Annotated in this window: 16 protein-coding genes; 8 read left to right on the top strand and 8 right to left on the bottom strand. The window is 70.9% G+C overall.

All coding sequences use genetic code 11. From position 1 onward, the window contains the following. Positions 1-68: 68 nt before the first annotated feature. Positions 69-704, top strand: a complete 636-nt coding sequence (locus ACTWPT_RS27230) for an Lrp/AsnC family transcriptional regulator (protein WP_443180297.1) — start codon at positions 69-71, stop codon at positions 702-704. Positions 705-732: 28 nt separating this feature from the next. Here ACTWPT_RS27230 and ACTWPT_RS27225 read toward each other — a convergent pair whose 3' ends face one another. Together ACTWPT_RS27225 and ACTWPT_RS27220 are read right to left on the bottom strand one after the other, a co-directional pair. Beyond that, the gene (locus ACTWPT_RS27225; RefSeq protein ID WP_443180296.1) at positions 733-1689 is read right to left on the bottom strand and encodes a TIGR01777 family oxidoreductase; all 957 of its coding nucleotides are present in this window, start codon (positions 1687-1689) and stop codon (positions 733-735) included. A 111-nt stretch (positions 1690-1800) separates the two neighbouring features. Continuing rightward, a complete protein-coding gene (locus ACTWPT_RS27220) occupies positions 1801-2148 on the bottom strand; it encodes a hypothetical protein (protein ID WP_443180295.1) in 348 nt (115 codons plus the stop codon). A 207-nt stretch (positions 2149-2355) separates the two neighbouring features. On the opposite strand from ACTWPT_RS27220, the gene ACTWPT_RS27215 reads away from it, so the two are divergent. The 6 genes from ACTWPT_RS27215 (at position 2356) to ACTWPT_RS27190 (ending at position 8993) form a co-directional block, all read left to right on the top strand. Then, positions 2356-3126, top strand: a complete 771-nt coding sequence (locus ACTWPT_RS27215; protein ID WP_443180294.1) for a bestrophin-like domain — start codon at positions 2356-2358, stop codon at positions 3124-3126. A gap of 50 nt (positions 3127-3176) precedes the next feature. Continuing rightward, on the top strand, positions 3177-3833 hold the full coding sequence (locus ACTWPT_RS27210) for a hypothetical protein (RefSeq protein ID WP_443180293.1): 657 nt from the start codon (positions 3177-3179) through the stop codon (positions 3831-3833). Positions 3834-3956: 123 nt separating this feature from the next. Then, entirely contained in the window at positions 3957-4769 is an 813-nt protein-coding gene (locus ACTWPT_RS27205; RefSeq protein WP_443180292.1) for a phosphotransferase enzyme family protein, read from the top strand. A 261-nt stretch (positions 4770-5030) separates the two neighbouring features. Next, positions 5031-6095, top strand: a complete 1065-nt coding sequence (locus ACTWPT_RS27200) for an FAD-dependent oxidoreductase (protein ID WP_443180291.1) — start codon at positions 5031-5033, stop codon at positions 6093-6095. Between the two features lie 146 nt (positions 6096-6241). Further along, positions 6242-7885, top strand: a complete 1644-nt coding sequence (locus ACTWPT_RS27195) for a protein kinase domain-containing protein (protein WP_443180290.1) — start codon at positions 6242-6244, stop codon at positions 7883-7885. A gap of 112 nt (positions 7886-7997) precedes the next feature. After that, on the top strand, positions 7998-8993 hold the full coding sequence (locus tag ACTWPT_RS27190; protein ID WP_443180289.1) for a coiled-coil domain-containing protein: 996 nt from the start codon (positions 7998-8000) through the stop codon (positions 8991-8993). Here ACTWPT_RS27190 and ACTWPT_RS27185 read toward each other — a convergent pair. The 6 genes from ACTWPT_RS27185 to ACTWPT_RS27160 form a co-directional block, all read right to left on the bottom strand. Next, a complete protein-coding gene (locus tag ACTWPT_RS27185; protein ID WP_443180288.1) occupies positions 8990-10111 on the bottom strand; it encodes an epoxide hydrolase family protein in 1122 nt (373 codons plus the stop codon). The genes ACTWPT_RS27190 and ACTWPT_RS27185 overlap by 4 nt on opposite strands. Before the next feature lie 61 nt (positions 10112-10172). Continuing rightward, on the bottom strand, positions 10173-10982 hold the full coding sequence (locus ACTWPT_RS27180) for an ABC transporter permease (protein ID WP_443180287.1): 810 nt from the start codon (positions 10980-10982) through the stop codon (positions 10173-10175). Beyond that, positions 10939-11748 carry an ABC transporter ATP-binding protein gene (locus ACTWPT_RS27175; RefSeq protein WP_443180286.1) on the bottom strand — a complete coding sequence of 270 codons (810 nt, stop codon included), beginning with the start codon at positions 11746-11748 and terminating at the stop codon, positions 10939-10941. The genes ACTWPT_RS27180 and ACTWPT_RS27175 overlap by 44 nt, the downstream gene beginning before the upstream one ends. Further along, positions 11748-13370 carry an APC family permease gene (locus ACTWPT_RS27170; RefSeq protein ID WP_443180285.1) on the bottom strand — a complete coding sequence of 541 codons (1623 nt, stop codon included), beginning with the start codon at positions 13368-13370 and terminating at the stop codon, positions 11748-11750. Before ACTWPT_RS27170 ends, ACTWPT_RS27175 begins: the two co-directional genes overlap by 1 nt. Before the next feature lie 128 nt (positions 13371-13498). Next, on the bottom strand, positions 13499-15013 hold the full coding sequence (locus ACTWPT_RS27165) for a sugar ABC transporter ATP-binding protein (protein WP_443180284.1): 1515 nt from the start codon (positions 15011-15013) through the stop codon (positions 13499-13501). Positions 15014-15087: 74 nt separating this feature from the next. Continuing rightward, positions 15088-15885 carry a DeoR/GlpR family DNA-binding transcription regulator gene (locus ACTWPT_RS27160; RefSeq protein ID WP_443180283.1) on the bottom strand — a complete coding sequence of 266 codons (798 nt, stop codon included), beginning with the start codon at positions 15883-15885 and terminating at the stop codon, positions 15088-15090. A gap of 164 nt (positions 15886-16049) precedes the next feature. Between ACTWPT_RS27160 and ACTWPT_RS27155 the strand changes: the two genes are divergently transcribed. Continuing rightward, on the top strand, positions 16050-18584 hold the full coding sequence (locus tag ACTWPT_RS27155) for a PA14 domain-containing protein (protein ID WP_443180282.1): 2535 nt from the start codon (positions 16050-16052) through the stop codon (positions 18582-18584). Positions 18585-18614: the final 30 nt, after the last annotated feature.

The following is an 18614-nucleotide window of genomic DNA, read 5'->3' as shown; positions in this document are numbered from 1 at the left end:
GATTGTCCGGCAGAACGTCCAGGTGCCGTGCGGTCTGCTGGACGTATATAAAGGTCAGTGAGGTAATGATGAGTGAAATTTCCAGGAATGGTGTCGGCGGCACCGGTCCGTCTGGACGGATCGGCATCGGTCTCGAGCTGGACGACATCCATATGAAGATCCTCGAGGTCCTGCGCGAGAACGGCAGGATCTCGGTGGCCGCGCTGGCCGAGCGCGTGGGCATCTCCCGGGCGAACGCCTACACCCGCTTCGAGGCGCTGCGCGCGGACGGCGCGATCAAGGGCTTCACCGCCGAGATCGACCACGTGCGGGCCGGGCTCGGCATCACCGCGTTGATCTTCGTGACCGTGCGCCAGCAGATGTGGAAGCAGTTCAGGGCCGAGCTCGCGAGGATGCCGGAAGTGGAGTACTGCGCGATCACCACCGGCCAGCACGACGCGATGATCCAGGTGCGGGTGGCGGACGTGGCGGCGGTGCACACCATGGTCACCGACCGGCTGGCCAACATCCCGGCGGTCAAGGCGACCGAGACGGTCTTCATCCTGGACGAGGTGCTCAAGCGGCCGTACGTGCTGCCCAGCGACGGCCGGCAGGCCCGCCGGAGCTCGCGCCCCGCGCAGGAGACGCAGGGTGAGGTGCCGCTCGGCAAGATGCGCTTCGTCGGCGCGGCCGAGGGCCGGGCCGCGCTCAAGAAGGACGACTAGGGTCTGTTGCGCGGCAGGAGCCGAAGGCTCACCTGGTGGAGCCGGGCCCGCTGCGCACGCGCCGCACGAGGTCGTCGGCGGCCTCCGGCCACTGTGCGTGATCGAAGGCGAAGCCCGCTTCGAGCAGGCGGCCGGGGACGACCCGGCGGCTTTTCAACAGGAGTTCGGTGTCCGAGCGCAGCGCGAACGCGCCGAGTTCGGCCATCCACTTCGTTGCGGGCAGGCCCACCGGAACACCCCACGCGGCGCGCAGCACGCGCATGAACGCGCGCTGCGGCAACGGAACGGGAGCGGCGAGGTTCACCGGCCCGGCGAGGTCGTCCCGGTCGGCCAGGAACTCGACGGCGCGGACGAAATCGCGGTCGTGGATCCAGGACACGTACTGCGCGCCGCCCGCGACCGGGCCGCCGAGGCCGAGCCGCACCATCCGCAGCAAGGCGTCGAAGACGCCGCCGCGATCGGGACTCATCACCATGGCAGCGCGCATGCCGACCTTGCGCGTGTGCGGGGTTTCCGCTTGCTTCTGCGCCCGCTCCCACGCTTTTGCGATCTCGACGCTGTAGGCCCAGTAGCCGGGGACACCGGGTTCACTGCCGCCGAGCACGCCGGTCGCCTCGTCATTGGGCGCGTCGAAGCGGTGAGAATAGACAGTGGCTGTGCTCATCTGCAGCCAGACCCGGGGAGGCCGCACGGCCGCCGTGATCGCCTCACCCACGACCCGGGCGGAGCGCACACGCGAATCCATCATGGCCTGCAGATTGACGGCGGTGTAGCGACAGTTGACGCTGCGTCCGGCCAGGTTGATCACGACGTCGCTGCCGTCGATCGACGCCGCCCATGGACCCAGAGTCTCGCCGTCCCAGCGGACTTCACGCTCGCGCACCGGCCGTCTGGTCAGGACCACGACTTCATGGCCTGCGGTGGTCAGCGCGCGATTAAGGATCGTGCCTACCTGTCCGGTTCCCCCGGGTATCACTATCTTCATCAGGCTCCCCAAGGTCTGCGGAGCGAGCCTAACGCAGCCGGTTGAACACGTTCATAGCAGGCCCGTTTCGGGCCGCGGAACCGAAGGACCCGCGGGCCGGTGCACGTCTGTTCAGTTTGGGATCTCCGCGCACACGCTGACGTGCGGCGTGTCGTCACCGTCGAACGTGAACTCCTCCACCAGGCGCAGCAGCCCGTCATCCCCGGTCTCGACGCGGCTGTCGCTCCTGCCGCCCGCGGTCCCGCCGGCCTTCAGCGCGTGCACGTAGGCGATCGACACCTGCTCGCCGTCGCGGGTGCCGACGAAGCGTCCGTGGGTCACGGTGTCGCCCGTATAACTGCCCCACACCACCCCGTCGGCCTCCCAGTACAGGAACTCCGTGGGACTGTCCGGATCCACCGCGCTCGCCGTCGAGCTCACCATCACGAATTTGCGGCCGTTGAGATTCACGGTCGCCATGGTGCAGATATTTCGCAGTCATCACCAACCGGCTGGACGAATGGTCAGAACAGCCGGTCGCGACCGTCAATCCGTCCAACCGCCCCACCGGCTCATGGGCGGGTCGCGCGCCTTGCCGGAGCTTTACCTTTCAGAGCCTGACGCCATCATTGCACAGTGTGATAGTAATGTGACACTGCGTATCCGACGTGTGTTCGGGAGATCTTCATGGTGGCGTACGCGCTCTCGATCCTGGCGGCGATAGGCGTGGTAATGGTTACCGCGCTGGTGTTCAGGCTGATGGTCAGACGGCCCGGCGAAGATCGCGATCCCGGAGGTCCTTCCGCCGCCCACGCGGGGGCGATGTTGTCGGCCATGTTCCTGCTGGTGTTCGCCATCGCGATCATCGTGCCCTGGACCAAGACCGACACCGCCCGGCAGAACACCCACGCCGAGAGCCAGGCCGCGATCGACGCCTACTGGGCGGCCGACGGCCTGCCGGACGACGCGGCCCGGCAGGTGCGCATCGCGCTGCGCGAATACGTCATCTTCGTGGTCAGGGACGAGTGGCCGCTCATGGCCCAGGGCCGGATGGACCCGGTCGGCGCGGCCAGGATGGACGAGCTCCGCGGCCGGGTGAGCGACCTCGAGGTGAGCGGCGAGGACGAGGAAGAAGCCAAGGTGGAGCTGCTCCAGCGCATTGGCGCGATCTCCACCGCCCGTGCCCAGCGCGCCGCCGACGCCGCTGCGACGCCGCCCGACGGGCTGCTGTTCCTGACGATCCTCACCGGCGCGATCGTCATCATGTTCCCGTTCCTGGCCGGGGCCCGGCCGCGCGGGCTGACCATCCTGCCGATCGTGGCGATGGCGGCGATGCTCGGCTTCGGCACGTACCTGACGTGGGACATCTCCCGCGCCTTCGACGGGCCGCTGGCCGTCGGGCCGGAAGCGTTCCACGGGGCGTTGCAGGAGTTCGCGCGCGTCGGCGGGGGAGTGTGAGCGTGACGGGAAGGCGGCGGGCGTCCCGTTCCGCGGGAGTGCGGTGGGGCATGTCACGCTACGCGGGCGTCCGCCGGCGGCAGCGCGCACCGCGGACCGAGGGCGGGCGGAGGGTGCGGACGCCGCTGCTGCTCGCCGTGGGGCTCGTGGCGGTCGGCGCGGCCGGTCCCGCCGCCGCCGACCGGGAGCGGCCGCCGGGCGGCATGGCCGAGGTGTCGGTGGTGACCCCCGAGGTGTCGGTGGTGATCCCCGAGGTGTCCGTACGTCCGCCGATGCCTCCCCGGAAGGTCTCCTCGGACGGGTCCGTGCCAGGGGTGAAGGTGTGGCGGTCGCCGGTCCCCGGGGTGTCCATCGCCGGGCGGCGACCGGGGAAGCGGCGGCCGGTCCCCAAGGTGGCGGTCCCGGGGATGACGATTTACCAGGACGCGGTGTGCGGGAAGCGGGTGCAGGTGGGGGAGTGCCCTTGGGACCGCCCGCGAGCGACGCCCCGGCCCGCCCCCCGGCGGGTGACGTCGATGCGTGCGCCGTCCCCCTCCCCGACGCCCACGCCCACGCCGACGCCCACGACGGCCACGTCCCGGGCCCGGATCAAGCAGGTCGTGCTGCCGCCGCGCCGCACGGACCCGCTCGGCACCGTCCTGGTCATGGTCGTGCTGGTCTCCGTCATCGCCTCCACGACGGCCGTCGCCTTCGGCACCCGCCGCTGACCGCCGCCTGGGCACCAACCTGCGCGCGGCCGGTAATCGGGGCGCGGTGTTCCCATGGCGCGTGGCACACTGACCGCCGGGTGATGATCTGCCGAAAGCAGGGCGAGCAGGAGGAACCGCAGCGTGCACGCGACACCGTCCGAGGGACGGGAGACGGACGTGGAGGTCCTGGCCGGTGGGGGCGTCAACCATGTCGTGCGGGTCGGCGACACGGTACGGCGGCCGGCGGGGCCGTGGACGACGGGCGTGCATGCCGTGCTCGACCACGTGGCGGAGCGCGGGTTCCGCGGCGCGCCCAGGAGCCACGGGATCGACGGCGAGGGCCGGGAGGTCCTTGACTTCGTGCCCGGCGACGTGCCCGGTTACCCCCTGCCGGAGTGGGTGCTGTCGGACGGGACGCTGGAGGCCGTGGCCAGGCTGCTGCGGGAATTCCACGACGCCACCCTCGATTTCCCGAAATGCCCGAAAAATCTGGATTACACCTGGTACTGGCCGTCGGTAGCGCCGGCCGAGGTCATCTGCCACGGCGACGTGGCCCCGTACAACTGCGTGTTCCGCGGCGGCCGCCCGGTCGCCTTCATCGACTTCGACACGGCCCACCCGGGACCGCGCGTCTGGGACGTCGCATACGCCGCCTACCGGTTCGTGCCCCTGACCGACCCGCGCCACATGGCCCTGTACCCGGTGCCCGAGCAGGCGCGCAGGCTGCGGCTGTTCGCCGACGCGTACGGCCTGGACGACGCCGCCCGCGGCGAGCTGACCGCCACCGCGCGGGCCCGCCTCGACCACCTGGTGCGCCACATGCACGAGCAGGCCGCCGCCGGCAACGAGGCGTTCGCGAGCCACATCGCCAGGGGCGACGACCACCTCTACCAGGTCGACATCGACCACATCGCCCGGCACGACGCGACGTTCATGCCGGCGCTGACGAACTGACGCCGGTTGGCGGCAACCATTCACCTGCTCTCCGCATCAAAGATCATGCGAGGCGGGCGATGGAGGTCCTGCGGGCCGGCGGTTCGTCGGCGACGACCTGCACCGGCTGGCCGACGAACCTGAGAACCTCCGTGCGCCTGCCCGAGAGGTCGCCGATCACCTGGACGCCGCCGGCGCTGTCCGCTCAGGAGTTGACAGTGGACGGCACGAAGACGCGGGGCGGCGGGAAGACGCCGGGGGCGGTGGCGGTTGCACCTGATCGTGGAGAAGAGCGACGTCGTGGTGATCGGCGCCGGGCAGGCGGGCCTGTCCAGCGCGTACTTCCTGGCGCGGTTCGGGTTCGAGCCGGTCGTGCTCGACGCCGAGCAGGGTCCGGGTGGGGCGTGGCGGCACCGCTCGCCGACGCTGACGATGGACAAGGTGCACGGCCTCTTCGACCTGCCGGGCGTACGCCGGCCCCAGGACGAGGACGGCGGGGTGCCCGTCGCCGAGGTGGTCCCCGCGTACTACGGCGACTACGAGCGCACGGTCGGGCTGGACGTCGTGCGGCCGGTCAAGGTGAGCGCCGTCCGGCGTGACGCGGGCGGCGGGCTGCTGATCGGGACCGACGCCGGGGAATGGGCGGCCAGGGCCGTGGTCAACGCGACCGGAACGTGGACCCGGCCGTACTGGCCCTACTATCCGGGCTCGTCCTCGTTCGCGGGGCGGCAGCTGCACTACGCGGATTATCGAGGGCCGGGGGAGTTCGCGGGGCGGCGGGTGGTCGTGGTCGGCGGGGGCCACTCCGCGATGCACGTGTTGTCGGAGATCGCCGGGGTCGCCGCGGCGACGACGTGGGTGACCCGGCGCCCGGCCGTCCTCCGTGACGAGGAGTTCAGCGAGGACGCCAGACGGGTCGCCGTCGCCATGGTCGAGGAACGGGTACGCGCCGGGCTCCCGCCGGGAAGCGTCGTCGGCGTCACCGGGCTCGGCTACACGCCCGTTGTCCGAGAGGCGCTGGACAAAGGCGCGCTGGAACGTCTTCCCATATTCCAGCGCATCACCGCGGACGGCGTCGCCTGGGCGGACGGACGGCACTGGCGGGCCGACACGATCATCTGGGCCACCGGCTTCCGCTCCGCGCTCGACCACCTCGCGCCCCTGCGGCTCAGGGAGCCGGGCGGCGGGATCAAGGTCGAGGGCACGCAGGTCGTCAGCGAACCAGCGCTCCAGCTCGTCGGCTATGGGCCGTCAGCCAGCACCATCGGCGCCAACCGCGCCGGCCGTGAGGCCGCACGCAACGTGCGCGCATACCTGACCGCCCGCCCGGCCCGCCCGGCCGCCTGACCCGCTGCCTACTATGTGTGGTAGTAGTAGTAATGATACCGATTGCGGCAGAGTCGCGGTCACTCCGGTGAAAGGGCTCGACACGGCGCGTGACCTCAGGTTAGCTTTCCTGGCATAAGGATCTTAACCGGGTCAGGAGGTCCCACATGGAAGTTCCCGGCTACACCGAGATCCGGGAACTCGGCCAGGGCGGGACGGGCAGGGTAATGCTGGCCGTACGCGACTCCGACGGCCGGCCGGTGGCGATCAAGCACTTATCCGAGGCGCTGCTCCAGGACGAGGAGTTCGTCGAGAGGTTCAGGGCCGAGGCCGACCTGATCCGGGAGATCGACAGTCCACACACGGCCCGCGTGCTCGACTACGTCGAGTCCCCGCAGGACGCCGTCATCGTGATGGAGCTCGTCGACGGCGTCACGCTGCGGCGGTTGCTGGAGGACGAGGGCAGGACGGGCGCCGAGGCCGCGCTCGCGGTGTTGAAGGGGGCGCTGCTCGGGCTGGTCGAGGCCCACCGCCGCGGGGTGGTGCACCGCGACTTCAAGCCCGAGAACGTGCTCATCACCCAGGACGGCGACAGCAAGCTGGTCGACTTCGGCGTGGCGGCCCGCTTCGGTGAGCAGGCCGCGCTGGTCGGCACGCCGTCGTACATGGCGCCGGAGCAGTGGGACGACGCCCCGGCCAGCCCGGCCACCGACGTGTACGCCGCGACGCTGGTGTTCTTCGAGTGCCTGACCGGCCACCGGGCCTTCCACGGCGAGAACGTCGCCGCGCTCGCCTTCCAGCACCAGCACGCCGCCCCTCCGCTGGACGACGTCGAGGAGCCGCTGCGTCCGCTCGTCGAGCACGGCCTGGCCAAGAACCCCGCGGCGCGGCCGGAGTCGGCCGAGGCGTTCCTGGCCGAACTCGAGGGCGTCGCGCTGGCCGAGTACGGCGAGGAGTGGGAGTCACGGGGGCGCGCGGGGCTGGGGATCCTGGCCGTGCCGCTTGCCGCGCTCCTGCCGAAAACGCAGCCGGCCGCGCCCGGCGACGCCACCACCAGCATGTTCCACAGCGGTCTCACACCCGTGACCAAGTTCGCGGTGACCGGCGGGTTGGTGCTGGCCACCGCGGCGGCGGTGGTGTCGGCGTTCGTCATCCTGGGCGGGCCTCCCGAGCTGGAGAGCGGCACCGCGCTCCCGCCTGCCACGTCCGCGCCGCCGCTCACCGCCGAGCCCGCCACGCCCACGCCGGAACTGCCCACGCCTCGCGCGTCCCTCTCGGAAACGCCGCCGATCACGCTGTCCGGCGATCCGACCCTGTACCCCAGCAGCGACCCGACGGGTCCGCCCACCCGCCGGCCGGCCCCGACGACGGGCGGCCCGCCCCCCGCGCCCCCCACGGAGACCCGGGATCCGACCGGCGAGCCGACCCGCTCGGCGGAGCCGACGCGTTCGGAGGAGCCGCCGCCGAGCACCCGGCCGCCCACCAGCGAGCCCCCCGACGACCCGCCACCCAGCAGCCCGGATGACGACCCTCCGCCCACCACCAGCGCGCCCGATCCCACGCCCCCACCCGCCGAGAACCCCGGGCCGCTGATCTCCGTCTCGGTCAAGGTGTCGGTGGACGTGCCGCTGCTGGGCGGCGACGGCGACGGCCTGCTGGACGCCGACATCGGCGTGGGTCTGGGCTCCAGCCTGCTCGGCATGGTGGTGGTGCCAGGATCGGTGCTGCTCGGGCGGCAGCTCGTGGCCCGCCGGGTACGGCGGCCGCGCGATGCCGGAAGCGGACCAGAAAACGAAGCGGAAAAGCGGTGAGTTACACGCCGCCGCACCCGATCCCCTACTATCTAGCGTCGGATAGAGGGCAACCCCGGGCGTGATTAACTCCTGACCGGAACCTGCCCTGCGGCTCTGGGTTAGGAGAAGCGTGGCGGTTACGTCCCCCACCTTCCGGTTGCGTGCTCCGTGGCGCGGGGTGGTCGCCGTGCTCGCCGCCGCTCTCCTGGCGGCGGCGCCGGCCGGGGCACGGGCCCAGCCCAAGCCCACGGTGAAGCAGCTCAAGAAGGAACTCGCCACGCTCCAGAAGGAGTCGGACAAGCTCATCACCGACTACTACAACAGCCGCATAGCCCATCAGAAGGCGGAAAAGGCCGAAAAATCAGCACGCGAGAAGCTGACCGCTGCCCAGGAGATCTACGACGAGAACTCCACCGAGCTCCGGGCAATGGCCATCGCCCAGTACACCGGCACCGAGCCCAGCCAGGTCGCCATGCTGACCGGCCCGCAGGACCCGTCCGCGCTTCTCGGCAGGATGGCGCTCGTCCAGCACCTCGTCGCGCTCCAGGACGCCAGGCTCCGCGGCTTCGCCAAGGTCAGGGACGATCGGCAGCAGGCGCAGGACGAGGCCGCCGCCCGTGCCGGGGATCTCGACCGCACCGTCGGCGAGCTGGAGTCGCGCAAGAAGAAGGCCGAGCGCCAGATCGAGCGCATCCGGGACAAGATCGACCAGCTGTACAAGGCGCCGGGCCTGCGGCCCGACGGCACGTTCGTGCCGCAGCTGCCACAGGGCGCCGATCACATCACGCCGCGCATGGCGCTGGTCAAGCAGCTCATCCAGGAACGGTTCGAGGTGCCGTACGGGATCGGCTGCTACCGGGCGATCCAGGACGGCGGCGAGCACCCCCTGGGCCGGGCGTGCGACTTCATGCTGAGCCGGGGCGGCGCGATGCCGACGGCGGAGGAGCTCAAGCGCGGCGACGAGATCGCCAACTGGGCGATCAAGAACGCCAAGCGTCTCGGCATCATGTACGTCATCTACCGGCAGCGCATCTGGCACGTGAGCAGCGGGGCCTGGCGCACGATGTCGGACCGCGGCGGCACCACCGCCAACCACTACGACCACCCGCACATCTCGGTGTACTAACGCAGAGCCGTGAAGAACTCGCGGACGTCGGCCACGAACGTCTCCGGCTGTTCCATCGCGGCGAACGTGCCGCCGCGATCGTGCTCCACCCAGCCGACGATGTTGTTGTCCCGCTCGGCGAAGCGCCGGATCGGCCGCAGGATGTCCTTGGGGAACACCGAGATCGAGGTGGGCACCGTCGCGGGTTTCAGCTCCCATTCGACGCTGGTGTCCTGGTCGGTGTCGGGCGTCTCGACGAAGGAGCGGGCCGCCGAGCCCGCGGTGTTGGTGAGCCAGTAGAGCATGACCGTGGTGAGCAGCCGGTCGGTGTCGATCTCGGCGTCGCTCCACTCGTGGTAGACGCTGGCGAACCAGGCCAGCAGCGCGACGGGGGAGTCGGCCATGCCGTACGCGAACGTCTGGGGGCGGGTGGACTGGATGAGCTTGTAGCCGTACTGGTCGGTCAGATAGCGCTCGCGGAAGGCCATCCGCTCCTGCTCCACCTCGGTCAGGCCGTCGAGCTCGCCGGGAGCGCCGATGGGGAAGCAGATGATGCCGTTGCCGTGCATGCCGGCGACCCGCTCGGGGGCCAGCACGCCGACCTCGCGGGAGATCCACGTGCCCCAGTCGCCGCCCTGCACCCCGAAGCGCTCATACCCGAGCCGGGTCATGAGCTCCAGCCAGGCGCGGGCGATCCGGGTGGATCCCCATCCCGTCTCGCGCGTGGGGCCGGACAGGCCGTAGCCCGGCAAGGACGGGATGACCAGGTGGAAGTCGCGGCTGAGCGGCTCGATGACGTCGAGGTATTCCACCGGGGAGCTGGGCCAGCCGTGGGTGATCAGCAGGGGCAGGGCGCCGGGGTCGGCGCTGCGCACGTGGAGGAAGTGGATGCGCTGCCCGTCGATCTCGGTGCGGAACTGGTCGTGCCGGTTCAGCTCGGCTCGGGCGCGGTCCCAGTCGTAGCCGGTGCGCCAGTGCTCGACCAGGCGCTGGAGGTGGGCGAGGGGCACGCCGTACTGCCACCCCACGCCTGGCGCCTCGTCCGGCCAGCGCACCCGCTCGAGCCGGGCCCGCAGATCGCCCAGCTCGGCCTGGTCGGTCTCGAGCTGGAAGGGCTGGAGGTTACTCAAGGTCAACACGTCTCCTCAATCTTGCCGTACGCTGTACCGTACAGCATACGGCGAGCGCGTGCAACCCACGTCAGCGGCTCAATCGGCCCAGCAGGGCCGAGGCGGCCGCGATGCCCGCGAGGAGGGCCGTGACCAGTACGGCGAGGTCCAGGGCCAGATGGCCGGGTGTGCCGAGGAGCAGCGAGCGCAGGGCGTCCACCTGGTAGCCGAGCGGGTTCACCCGGTTGATCGCCTGGAGCCAGGAGGGCATCAGCTCGACGGGGTAGAGCGCGTTCGAGGCGAAGAAGAGCGGCATCGTGAGCGCCTGGCCGATGCCCATGACGCGTTCGCGGCTCAAGGCCAGGCCCGCGATCACCATCGACAGGCACGCGAAGAATCCCGCACCGAGCACCAGCACCAGGAGGGCGGCGGCGATCCGGAGCGGGTTCGCGGTGAGCGCGACACCGAGCACGGCGGCCAGGATCAGCATGACGACCGCCTGCACCACCGCGCGTACGCCGGCGGCGAAGGCCTTGCCGGTCACCAGCGCCGCGCGGGGGATCGGGGTGACGAGCAGCTTGGCCAGCACTCCGGCGTCCCGCTCCCAGATGATCTGGATGCCGTAGAAGATGGCGATGAACAACGCCGACTGCGCGAGGATGCCGGGGGCCAGATAGTCGAGGTACGGCAGGTTCCCTGTCGGGATCACGTGGATGCGGGTGAAGGTCTCGCCGAACACCAGCAGCCAAAGGGCCGGCTGGATCGCCCTGGTCACCAGCTCGGCGCGGTCGTGCCGCAGCTTCTGCAGCTCCACCAGGCACAACGCCCACACCGGGCCGGCCAGGTCCCGCAGGTGGTCAGCCGAGCCGGATAGCCGTACGGCGGGTGCTTCGGATGTCACGGGCATCTCCTGGTTCCTCCATCGTGTCGCCTGTGCAGGCGCGGAAGACGTCCTCCAGCGACGCCTCAGGGCCCAGCCGGGCCTTGAGCTCGCCGGGGGTGCCGACCGCGCGGATCCGGCCGAGATGCATGAGCGCGACCCGGTCGCAGTGGTGCTCGGCCTCGTCCATGTGGTGGGTCGTGACGAGCACGGTCATCCCCGTCTCGGCCCGAAGCGCGGTGATCCGGTCCCAGACGGCGGCCCGCGCCACCGGGTCCAGCCCGATCGTCGGCTCGTCGAGCACCAGCAGCCGCGGCTCGTTCACGAGGGCCTGGGCCAGCTCCAGGCGGCGCGTCATGCCACCCGAATAGGTGCCGGCCGGCCGGTCCGCCGCATCGAGGAGCCCCATCGCCGACAGCGCCTCCTCGACCCGGGCGGCGCGCTCCCGCCCCGGCACGCCGTACAGGCGGGTGAACAGGGCGATGTTCTGCCGGCCGGTCAGCGCGGCGTCGGCCGACAGCTGCTGCGGCACGTAGCCGACGGCCCGCCGCACGGCCATGGGGTCTCGGGCGGCGTCCACGCCGAAGACCCGCACCGCGCCGGGCAGGCACGGCAGCAGGGTGACGATCAGCCGGATCGTCGTGGTCTTGCCTGCTCCATTGGGGCCGAGCAGGCCGAACACCTCTCCCGGCGCCACCCGCAGGTCGATGCCGTGCACCGCGGTCTTGCCCCTGAAGGCGTACCGGAGCCCGTCGAGCTCCACCGCCGCCACGTCACGCGTTTCCATCACAGCCTCCCGGCTTCCTGCTCGGCCGCCTCGACGTACTGCCGCACGATCCGCGCCGGCAGCGGGCGGGTCACCGCGAAGGCGTAGATCACCAGCGCGAAGACGGTCACCGCGAGCATGTCCCAGCCGAACGGCAGGACGCCGCGGCCGTCGAACGACCCGAGGTACGACAGCACCGCCATGCCGCCCAAGTACGGCCACATCCAGAGCGACCAGCGCCAGTCCAGCCAGGGCCGGTCCGCGACCGGGAGGAGGGCCTGCGAGATCGCGAACACCACGGCGCCGATGGCCACGGCGGCCAGCAGGTGCCACACGGTCGTCCACCCGGCCCAGAAGATGAGCAGGCTGGCCATCACGAAACCGAGCGGCGCCAGGACGTGCGCCGCCGGAAGCCGGAACGGCCGCGGCCGGTCCGGGTCGCTGCGCCGCAGCGCCGCCAGCGCGATCGGGGCAGGCGCGTACATCAGCACGGCCGCCGAGGTGACGAACCCGACGAGCTGTCTCCAGCTGGGGAACGGCAAGAAGATCAGCATGCCGACGGCGAACCCGCACACGATGGCGCCCAGCGGGACCCCTCGGCCGTTCAGCCGCCCGAACGACGCGGGGATGAAGCGGTCTCTACCCATCGCGTAAAGCAGACGGGCCTGCGTCCCGGTGTAGATGAGGCCGGTGCCCGCGGGCGAGATGACCGCGTCGGTGTACAGGACGAAGGCCAGCCACCCGAGCCCGATCGCGGAGGCGAGGCCGGCGAACGGGCCGAACTCCCCGGCGAAGCCGAGGTGCGCCCAGCCGTGCTCCAGGTCGCCGAAGCTCAGCACACCCACGAACACCACCTGGAGCAGCAGGTAGACGCCGACGCCGATGAGCGTGGACGCGATGACCGCGGTGGGCACGTCCCGCCGCGGGTTGCGGCTCTCGCCCGCCATCTGGATCGCCGACTCGAAGCCCAGCAGCGCGAAGACCACCCCGCTGGAGGCCGTCACGGACAGGATGCCCTTGAGCCCTTCGGGGGCGAAGCCGCCGGCGGCGGTGAAGTTGCCCGGCCGGAACGCCACGAGCAGCAGCACGACGATCGTCACGAGCGGCACCGCGATCTTCCACCACACCGTCCAGGTGTTGGCCTCCGCGAACAACCGCACCCCCTTGGCGTTGATCACCGAGAAGACCAGCATCAGGACGGCCGCAACGGCGTACCCTGCGGGGCTCAGCACCGCGGTGCCGCCGGAGTCGTGCATGAGCCAGGGCAGGTAGTTGGCGGCGTACTGCAGCGCCGCCTCCACTTCGATCGGCGCGAGCGCGACCGAATAGATCCAGCTCACCCAGCCGACCGTGTAGCCGCCCAGGCCGCCGAAGGCGAAGTGTGAGAACCGGGCGGTGCCGCCGGCCGTGGGGTAGGCGCCACCCAGCTCGGCGTGGATGACGGCCAGCAGGACGATCCCGGCGCCCGCCACGATCCACGAGATCACGGCCGCGGGCCCGGCGCCCTGGGCGGCGTAGAGCGCGCCGAAGAGCCAGCCGGAGCCGATGATCGACCCGAGGGAGAAGAACGTCAGCGGAACCAGCCCGACCTCACGCCTGAGCCTGCCGCCCTCGCGGGCCTGATGGAGCTGCTGCTGTGCCATGTCGTTCTCCCTCGCGTCGCTCCCTGGGGATCGGGACCACTGTGCGGCGAGGAGGATGAGACGACGATGAGACCGGGCCGCTGACGTCGATCAAAGACGGCCGTGGACGTGTGGGCGGATCGGCGGGGCTAGTCCTTGGCCAGGGCGGCCAGCAGGCGGTCCTCGGTGACCTCGGGCCCGGTCAGCTGCTCGGTGATCGCGCCGTCCCGCAGCACGACCACGCTGTCGCAGTTGTCCACCAGCTCGGCCACGTCCGACGAGATCAGCAGGATGGCCAGCCCGTCCACGGCCAGCTCGTCCAGCAACGCCTGCATGCCCAGCTTGGTCGCCAGGTCGACGCCCCTGGTCGGCTCATCGAGCAGGAGCACCTTGGGATGCACGGCCAGCCAGCGGGCCAGCAGCACCTTCTGCTGGTTGCCGCCCGACAGCTCGCCGGCCGGCTGCCGGGGCGAGACGGCCTGGATGCCCAGCCGCCTCATGAACGTGGCCACGATGCCGTCCACCTGCGCGTCCGACACGATGCCGGCCCGCGACAGCCGGGGCAGCGCGGCCAGCGCGATGTTGTCGCGTACCGACAGCGTGGGCACGATGCCCTCGGTCTTCCTGTTCTCCGGCACCAGTCCGACGCCGGCCCGCACGGCGCGCCTGACCGACCACTTGCGGGCCGCCCCGCCCCGTCCGATCGGCCATGTGCGGGCCGCCGCGCCCGCCACCGTCACCTGCCCGGCGTCCACCGGCAGGGCGCCCGCGATCGCGCGGGCGGTCTCGCTGCGTCCGGCTCCGAGCAGCCCGCCGAGGCCGATCACCTCGCCCGCGCGCATGGCCAGGGACACGCCGTCGAGCACGTGGTGGCGGGTGAGGCCCTTGGCCTCCAGAACGGGCAGGTCGGCCGGCTCGTCGGGCTCACCACCCCGCGGCGCGGGCGCGACGGGGTGGAACGGCCGGCCCAGCATGAGCGAGACCAGCCGCAGCCGGTCCAGCCCGGCCAGCGGCCCGGTGTGCACGACCCGGCCCTCGCGTAGCACGGTGACACGGTCGCAGATCCCGTAGAGCTCCTCCAGCCGGTGGGTGACGTAGACGACCGAGCGGCCCTCCTCGCGCAGCCGCCGCACGGCCCCGAACAGCGTCTCCAGCTCGGCGTGCTCCAGCGACGACGTGGGCTCGTCCATGATGACCAGGCGCGCGTCCGCGGAGGCGGCCCTGGCCAGCGCCACGAGCTGGCGCGCGCCCTCGCCCAGCGAGGCGAGCGGGCGGCGAACGTCCACCCGTAGCCCGTATGCGGCCAGCAGCTCTTCGGCGCGGGCGTGCAGGGCCGTGTTGCCGATCAGCCCGAGCCGTCCCCTGGGCTCCCTGCCGAGCAGCAGGTTACGGGCGACGCTCATGGTCGGGACGAGGTTCGTCTCCTGGTGGATCGTGGCGATCCCGGCCCGCTTGGCGTCGGCGGGTCCGGCGAACCTGACCGGCTCCCCAAGGAGGCGCAGCTCGCCGGCGTCCGGCTGGTGCACGCCCGAGAGCACCTTCACCAAGGTCGACTTGCCTGCGCCGTTGCCTCCGACCAGCGCGTGCACCTCGCCGGGGCGTACGGACAGAGTGACGTGGTCCAGGGCGACGACGCCCGCGAAGGTCTTGAGAACGCCTGCCACCTGTAGCACGGTTGCCTCCGGCTCGATCGTGGTCGAGGAAGGAAACAATTCAGTAACGGGATTGTCACATTCGATCAGAACTGGGCGACGTGCAGGCGCACGCCCCGGCCGCTCAGCTCGTCGAGCACGTCGCGGGGCGCGGCGTCGTCGGTGACGAGGTGGTCGATCCGGTCGGGCGGAACCGTCTGCACCATCGTGTCCACGCCGACCTTGGTGTGGTCGGCCAGCACCACGACCTCCTCCGCGGCCGCGGCCAGTGCCCGGTCCACGCCTGCGACCTGCATGTTCGGCGTCGAGAGGCCCCGCTCGGCGCTCAGGCCGTTGCCCGAGATGAACGCCCTGCGCACCCGCAGCCCGGCCAGGGAGTGCTCGGCGGCGCTGCCGACCAGGGCCAGGATGGCGCCGCGCAGCGTGCCGCCGGTCAGCATCACCTCGACCCGCGAGGCCGCGAGCACCTGGGCGACCAGCAGCGAGTTGGTCACCACGGCCAGCTCGGAGTGCCTGGTCAGGCGGCGGGCGAACTCCTGCGTGGTGGTGCCGGGGCCGATCACGATCGCGTCGCCGTCCTCGACGAGCGCGGCGGCCAGGTCGGCGATGGCGGCCTTCTCCGCCGACTCCAGCGAGACCTTGTGCGCGTAACCGGCCTCGCGCGACAGCTCGCCGGGCAGCGTGGCGCCGCCATGGTGGCGGTTGAGCAGGCCTTCCGACTCCAGCGCGCGCAGGTCGCGGCGGACGGTGACCTCGGAGGAATGGACGGACTGGGCCAGCTCGCGCAGCGACACGGCGCCGTTGGCGCGCACCAGCTCCAGGATGCGCTGCCGGCGTTCCGCGGCGAACACGGGCCTGCGTCCGTCGCTCTGCGTGTCGCTCACGTCCCGGATCATAGTCGATCGGCCGAAGCGAGCTCAGCTCTGACCGAACGAGAACGAATTTGATCGGAAATCTTGACCGGCTCGGTCCAGCGGTGCTTATTTGGGAGCAAGTCAGGGTCGAAGGCTGACCGAACCTGATCGGCCGCGTTACGAAAGGACCCCCCGTGCGTAAGCGCCTCGCGTTGTTGCTGGCCGTGTTGTTGTCCGTGTTATGGCAGGCGCCGTCTCCCGTGTCCGCATCCGCCGCTGCCGCTGCCGCCGCCGCCGAGCGGAACGGGCTGCGCGGCGACTACTACCTCGCCTCCGGGGCGGGGACGTTCGACTTCGCCGAGCTGAAGGCCAGTGTCGTCGACCCCAACCTGGAGCTGGCCGACCTGAATCCGACATTCCGGCTGCTGACCGGCAGGGAGGACGACGTCACCGTCCGGTGGACGGGGCAGATCCAGGCGAAGTACTCCGAGACCTACACGTTTTCCATGATCGGCGACAACGGCTTCCGCCTCTGGATCGACGGCAAGCCGATCATCGACCATTGGGTGGACGACTGGGACCGCGAGCAGGTCGGGACGCCGATCGCCCTGGAAGCCGGCCGCAAGTACGACGTCAAGGTCGAGTACTTCGAGCACTTCGGCGGCGCGCACCTGCGGCTGCGCTGGCAGAGTCCGAGCCAGCCGAAGGCGATCGTGCCCATGGAGGCATTCACCCTGCCTGCCGGCTTCCAGCCGGAGGGGCCGTCCGACGCCCGGCTGAACGCGGGCGGCGACGTGGCGACGCTGACGTTCGCCAAGCCGCTCAACGCGCTGCCCGCGGGGGCGGCCGGCAAGCTCGTCCTCACGGTCGGCGGGACCGCGTGGCCGGTCACCGCCGCCACCCTGAAGAATCCGGAAACCGTCGAACTCAAGCTGAAATATCCGGTTCCGGCCAAGGCCGGTGTCACCGTCCGCGCCGCCTACGACGGCAGCGGCGGCATCACCCACACCGACGGCACGCCGCTGGCGGCCTACCGGCACGCGTACGTGGTCAACGCCTCGACGTACGTGCTCCGCACCAAGTGGGCCGACGACGTGAACCCCGCCGATCCACTGCCTGAGTATCCGAGGCCGCAGCTCGTCAGGGACCGCTGGCGCAGCCTCAACGGCACGTGGCAGTTCGCGCCGGCCAAGAGCGGCGAGGCCGCGCCGATCGGCAAGGACCTGCCCGAGCGCATCGTCGTCCCGTACCCGGTGGAGTCGCAGCTGTCCGGCATCGGCCGGCACGAGGAGCGCATGTGGTACCGCAGGACGTTCGAGGTGCCGATCACCTGGCGCGCCCAGCGGCTGCTGCTGCACCTGGACGCCGTGGACTGGGAGGCCGTGATCTACGTCAACGGCAAGCAGGTCGGCGCCCACAAGGGCGGCTACGACCGGATCACCGTGGACGTGACGGACGCGCTCAAGCCCACCGGCAAGCAGGAACTCGTCGTCGGCGTCGCCGACCCCACCGACACCGGCGCGCAGCCCATCGGCAAGCAGCGGCTCGACCCGAGCGGCATCTGGTACACCGCCGTGTCCGGCATCTGGCAGACGGTCTGGATGGAGCCGGTGCCCAGGGAGCGTATCGACCGCGTCGACACCGTGCCCGACCTGCGGGGCCAGGCCCTGTACGTGACCGTCCAAGGCTCGCCGGGCCTCGCCACCGTCGTCGCCAAGGACGGCAACCGCGTGGTGGGCATCGTCACCGGCCAGGTGGGCAAGGAGCTCAGGCTTCCGGTGCCCAAGCCGAAGCTGTGGTCCCCCGACAACCCGTTCCTCTATGACCTGACCGTCCTGCGCGGGCTGGACCGGGTCGAGTCGTACTTCGGGATGCGCTCCATCTCCGTCGCGGGCAACAGGATGTTGCTCAACGGAACGCCGGTCTTCCAGATCGGCCCGCTCGACCAAGGTTTCTGGCCGGACGGCATCTACACGCCCCCGACCGACGACGCGCTGCGCTACGACCTGGAGCAGACCAAGGCGCTCGGCTTCAACACTGTGCGCAAGCACGTCAAGGTCGAGTCCGACCGCTGGTACCACCACGCCGACAAGCTCGGCCTGCTCGTCTGGCAGGACATGCCGTCGGCGTTCCGCACCACCGACCGGCCGCAGTTCGAGGCGGAGCTGCGCGAGATGATCGACCAGCACCGCAGCAGCCCGTCGATCGTCATGTGGGTGCCGTTCAATGAGGGCTGGGGCCAGTACGACCAGGCGCGCATCGCCGACCTCGTCAAGAGCTGGGATCCCTCGCGCCTGGTGAACAACATGAGCGGCGTGAACTGCTGCGGCGCCGTGGACGGCGGCAACGGCGACGTCAAGGACTTCCACATCTACCCCGGCCCCGGCAACCCCGGTAAGCCCTCCGGCACCCGGGCGAACGTGATCGGCGAGTACGGCGGTCTGGCCCTGCCCCTGGTCGGCCACACCTGGTCCGGAGGCGGGTGGGGCTATGCGGTCGAGCCGAACCCGGAGGCCCTCACCACCCGCTACGTCAACATGATCAAGGAACTCGAGCGGCTGCACGCCTGCGAGCAGCTCAGCGCGGCCATCTACACCCAGACGACCGACGTCGAGACCGAGATCAACGGCCTGATGACGTACGACAGGGCGATCACCAAGCCCGACGTGAAGCGTGTCCACGACGCGCACAAGGCGCTCACCGGCGCGATCAACCCCACCTGCAGCTGACCTTTCGCCCGCCCGGGCCCCTGTGGCCCG

This window comes from Nonomuraea sp. 3N208, from assembly GCF_052245935.1.
Taxonomy (GTDB): Bacteria; Actinomycetota; Actinomycetes; order Streptosporangiales; family Streptosporangiaceae; genus Nonomuraea.
Note: the sequence above shows the minus strand (reverse complement) of the source record. Positions and strands in the feature narration are given on the sequence as shown.

Excerpts from the sequence above, each read along its gene's own strand:
- ACTWPT_RS27230 (WP_443180297.1), top strand. The coding sequence starts at position 69 with ATGAGTGAAATTTCCAGGAATGGTGTCGGCGGCACCGGTCCGTCTGGA.
- ACTWPT_RS27225 (WP_443180296.1), bottom strand. The coding sequence starts at position 1,689 with ATGAAGATAGTGATACCCGGGGGAACCGGACAGGTAGGCACGATCCTT.
- ACTWPT_RS27220 (WP_443180295.1), bottom strand. The coding sequence starts at position 2,148 with ATGGCGACCGTGAATCTCAACGGCCGCAAATTCGTGATGGTGAGCTCG.
- ACTWPT_RS27215 (WP_443180294.1), top strand. The coding sequence starts at position 2,356 with ATGGTGGCGTACGCGCTCTCGATCCTGGCGGCGATAGGCGTGGTAATG.
- ACTWPT_RS27210 (WP_443180293.1), top strand. The coding sequence starts at position 3,177 with ATGTCACGCTACGCGGGCGTCCGCCGGCGGCAGCGCGCACCGCGGACC.
- ACTWPT_RS27195 (WP_443180290.1), top strand. The coding sequence starts at position 6,242 with ATGGAAGTTCCCGGCTACACCGAGATCCGGGAACTCGGCCAGGGCGGG.
- ACTWPT_RS27175 (WP_443180286.1), bottom strand. The coding sequence starts at position 11,748 with ATGGAAACGCGTGACGTGGCGGCGGTGGAGCTCGACGGGCTCCGGTAC.
- ACTWPT_RS27170 (WP_443180285.1), bottom strand. The coding sequence starts at position 13,370 with ATGGCACAGCAGCAGCTCCATCAGGCCCGCGAGGGCGGCAGGCTCAGG.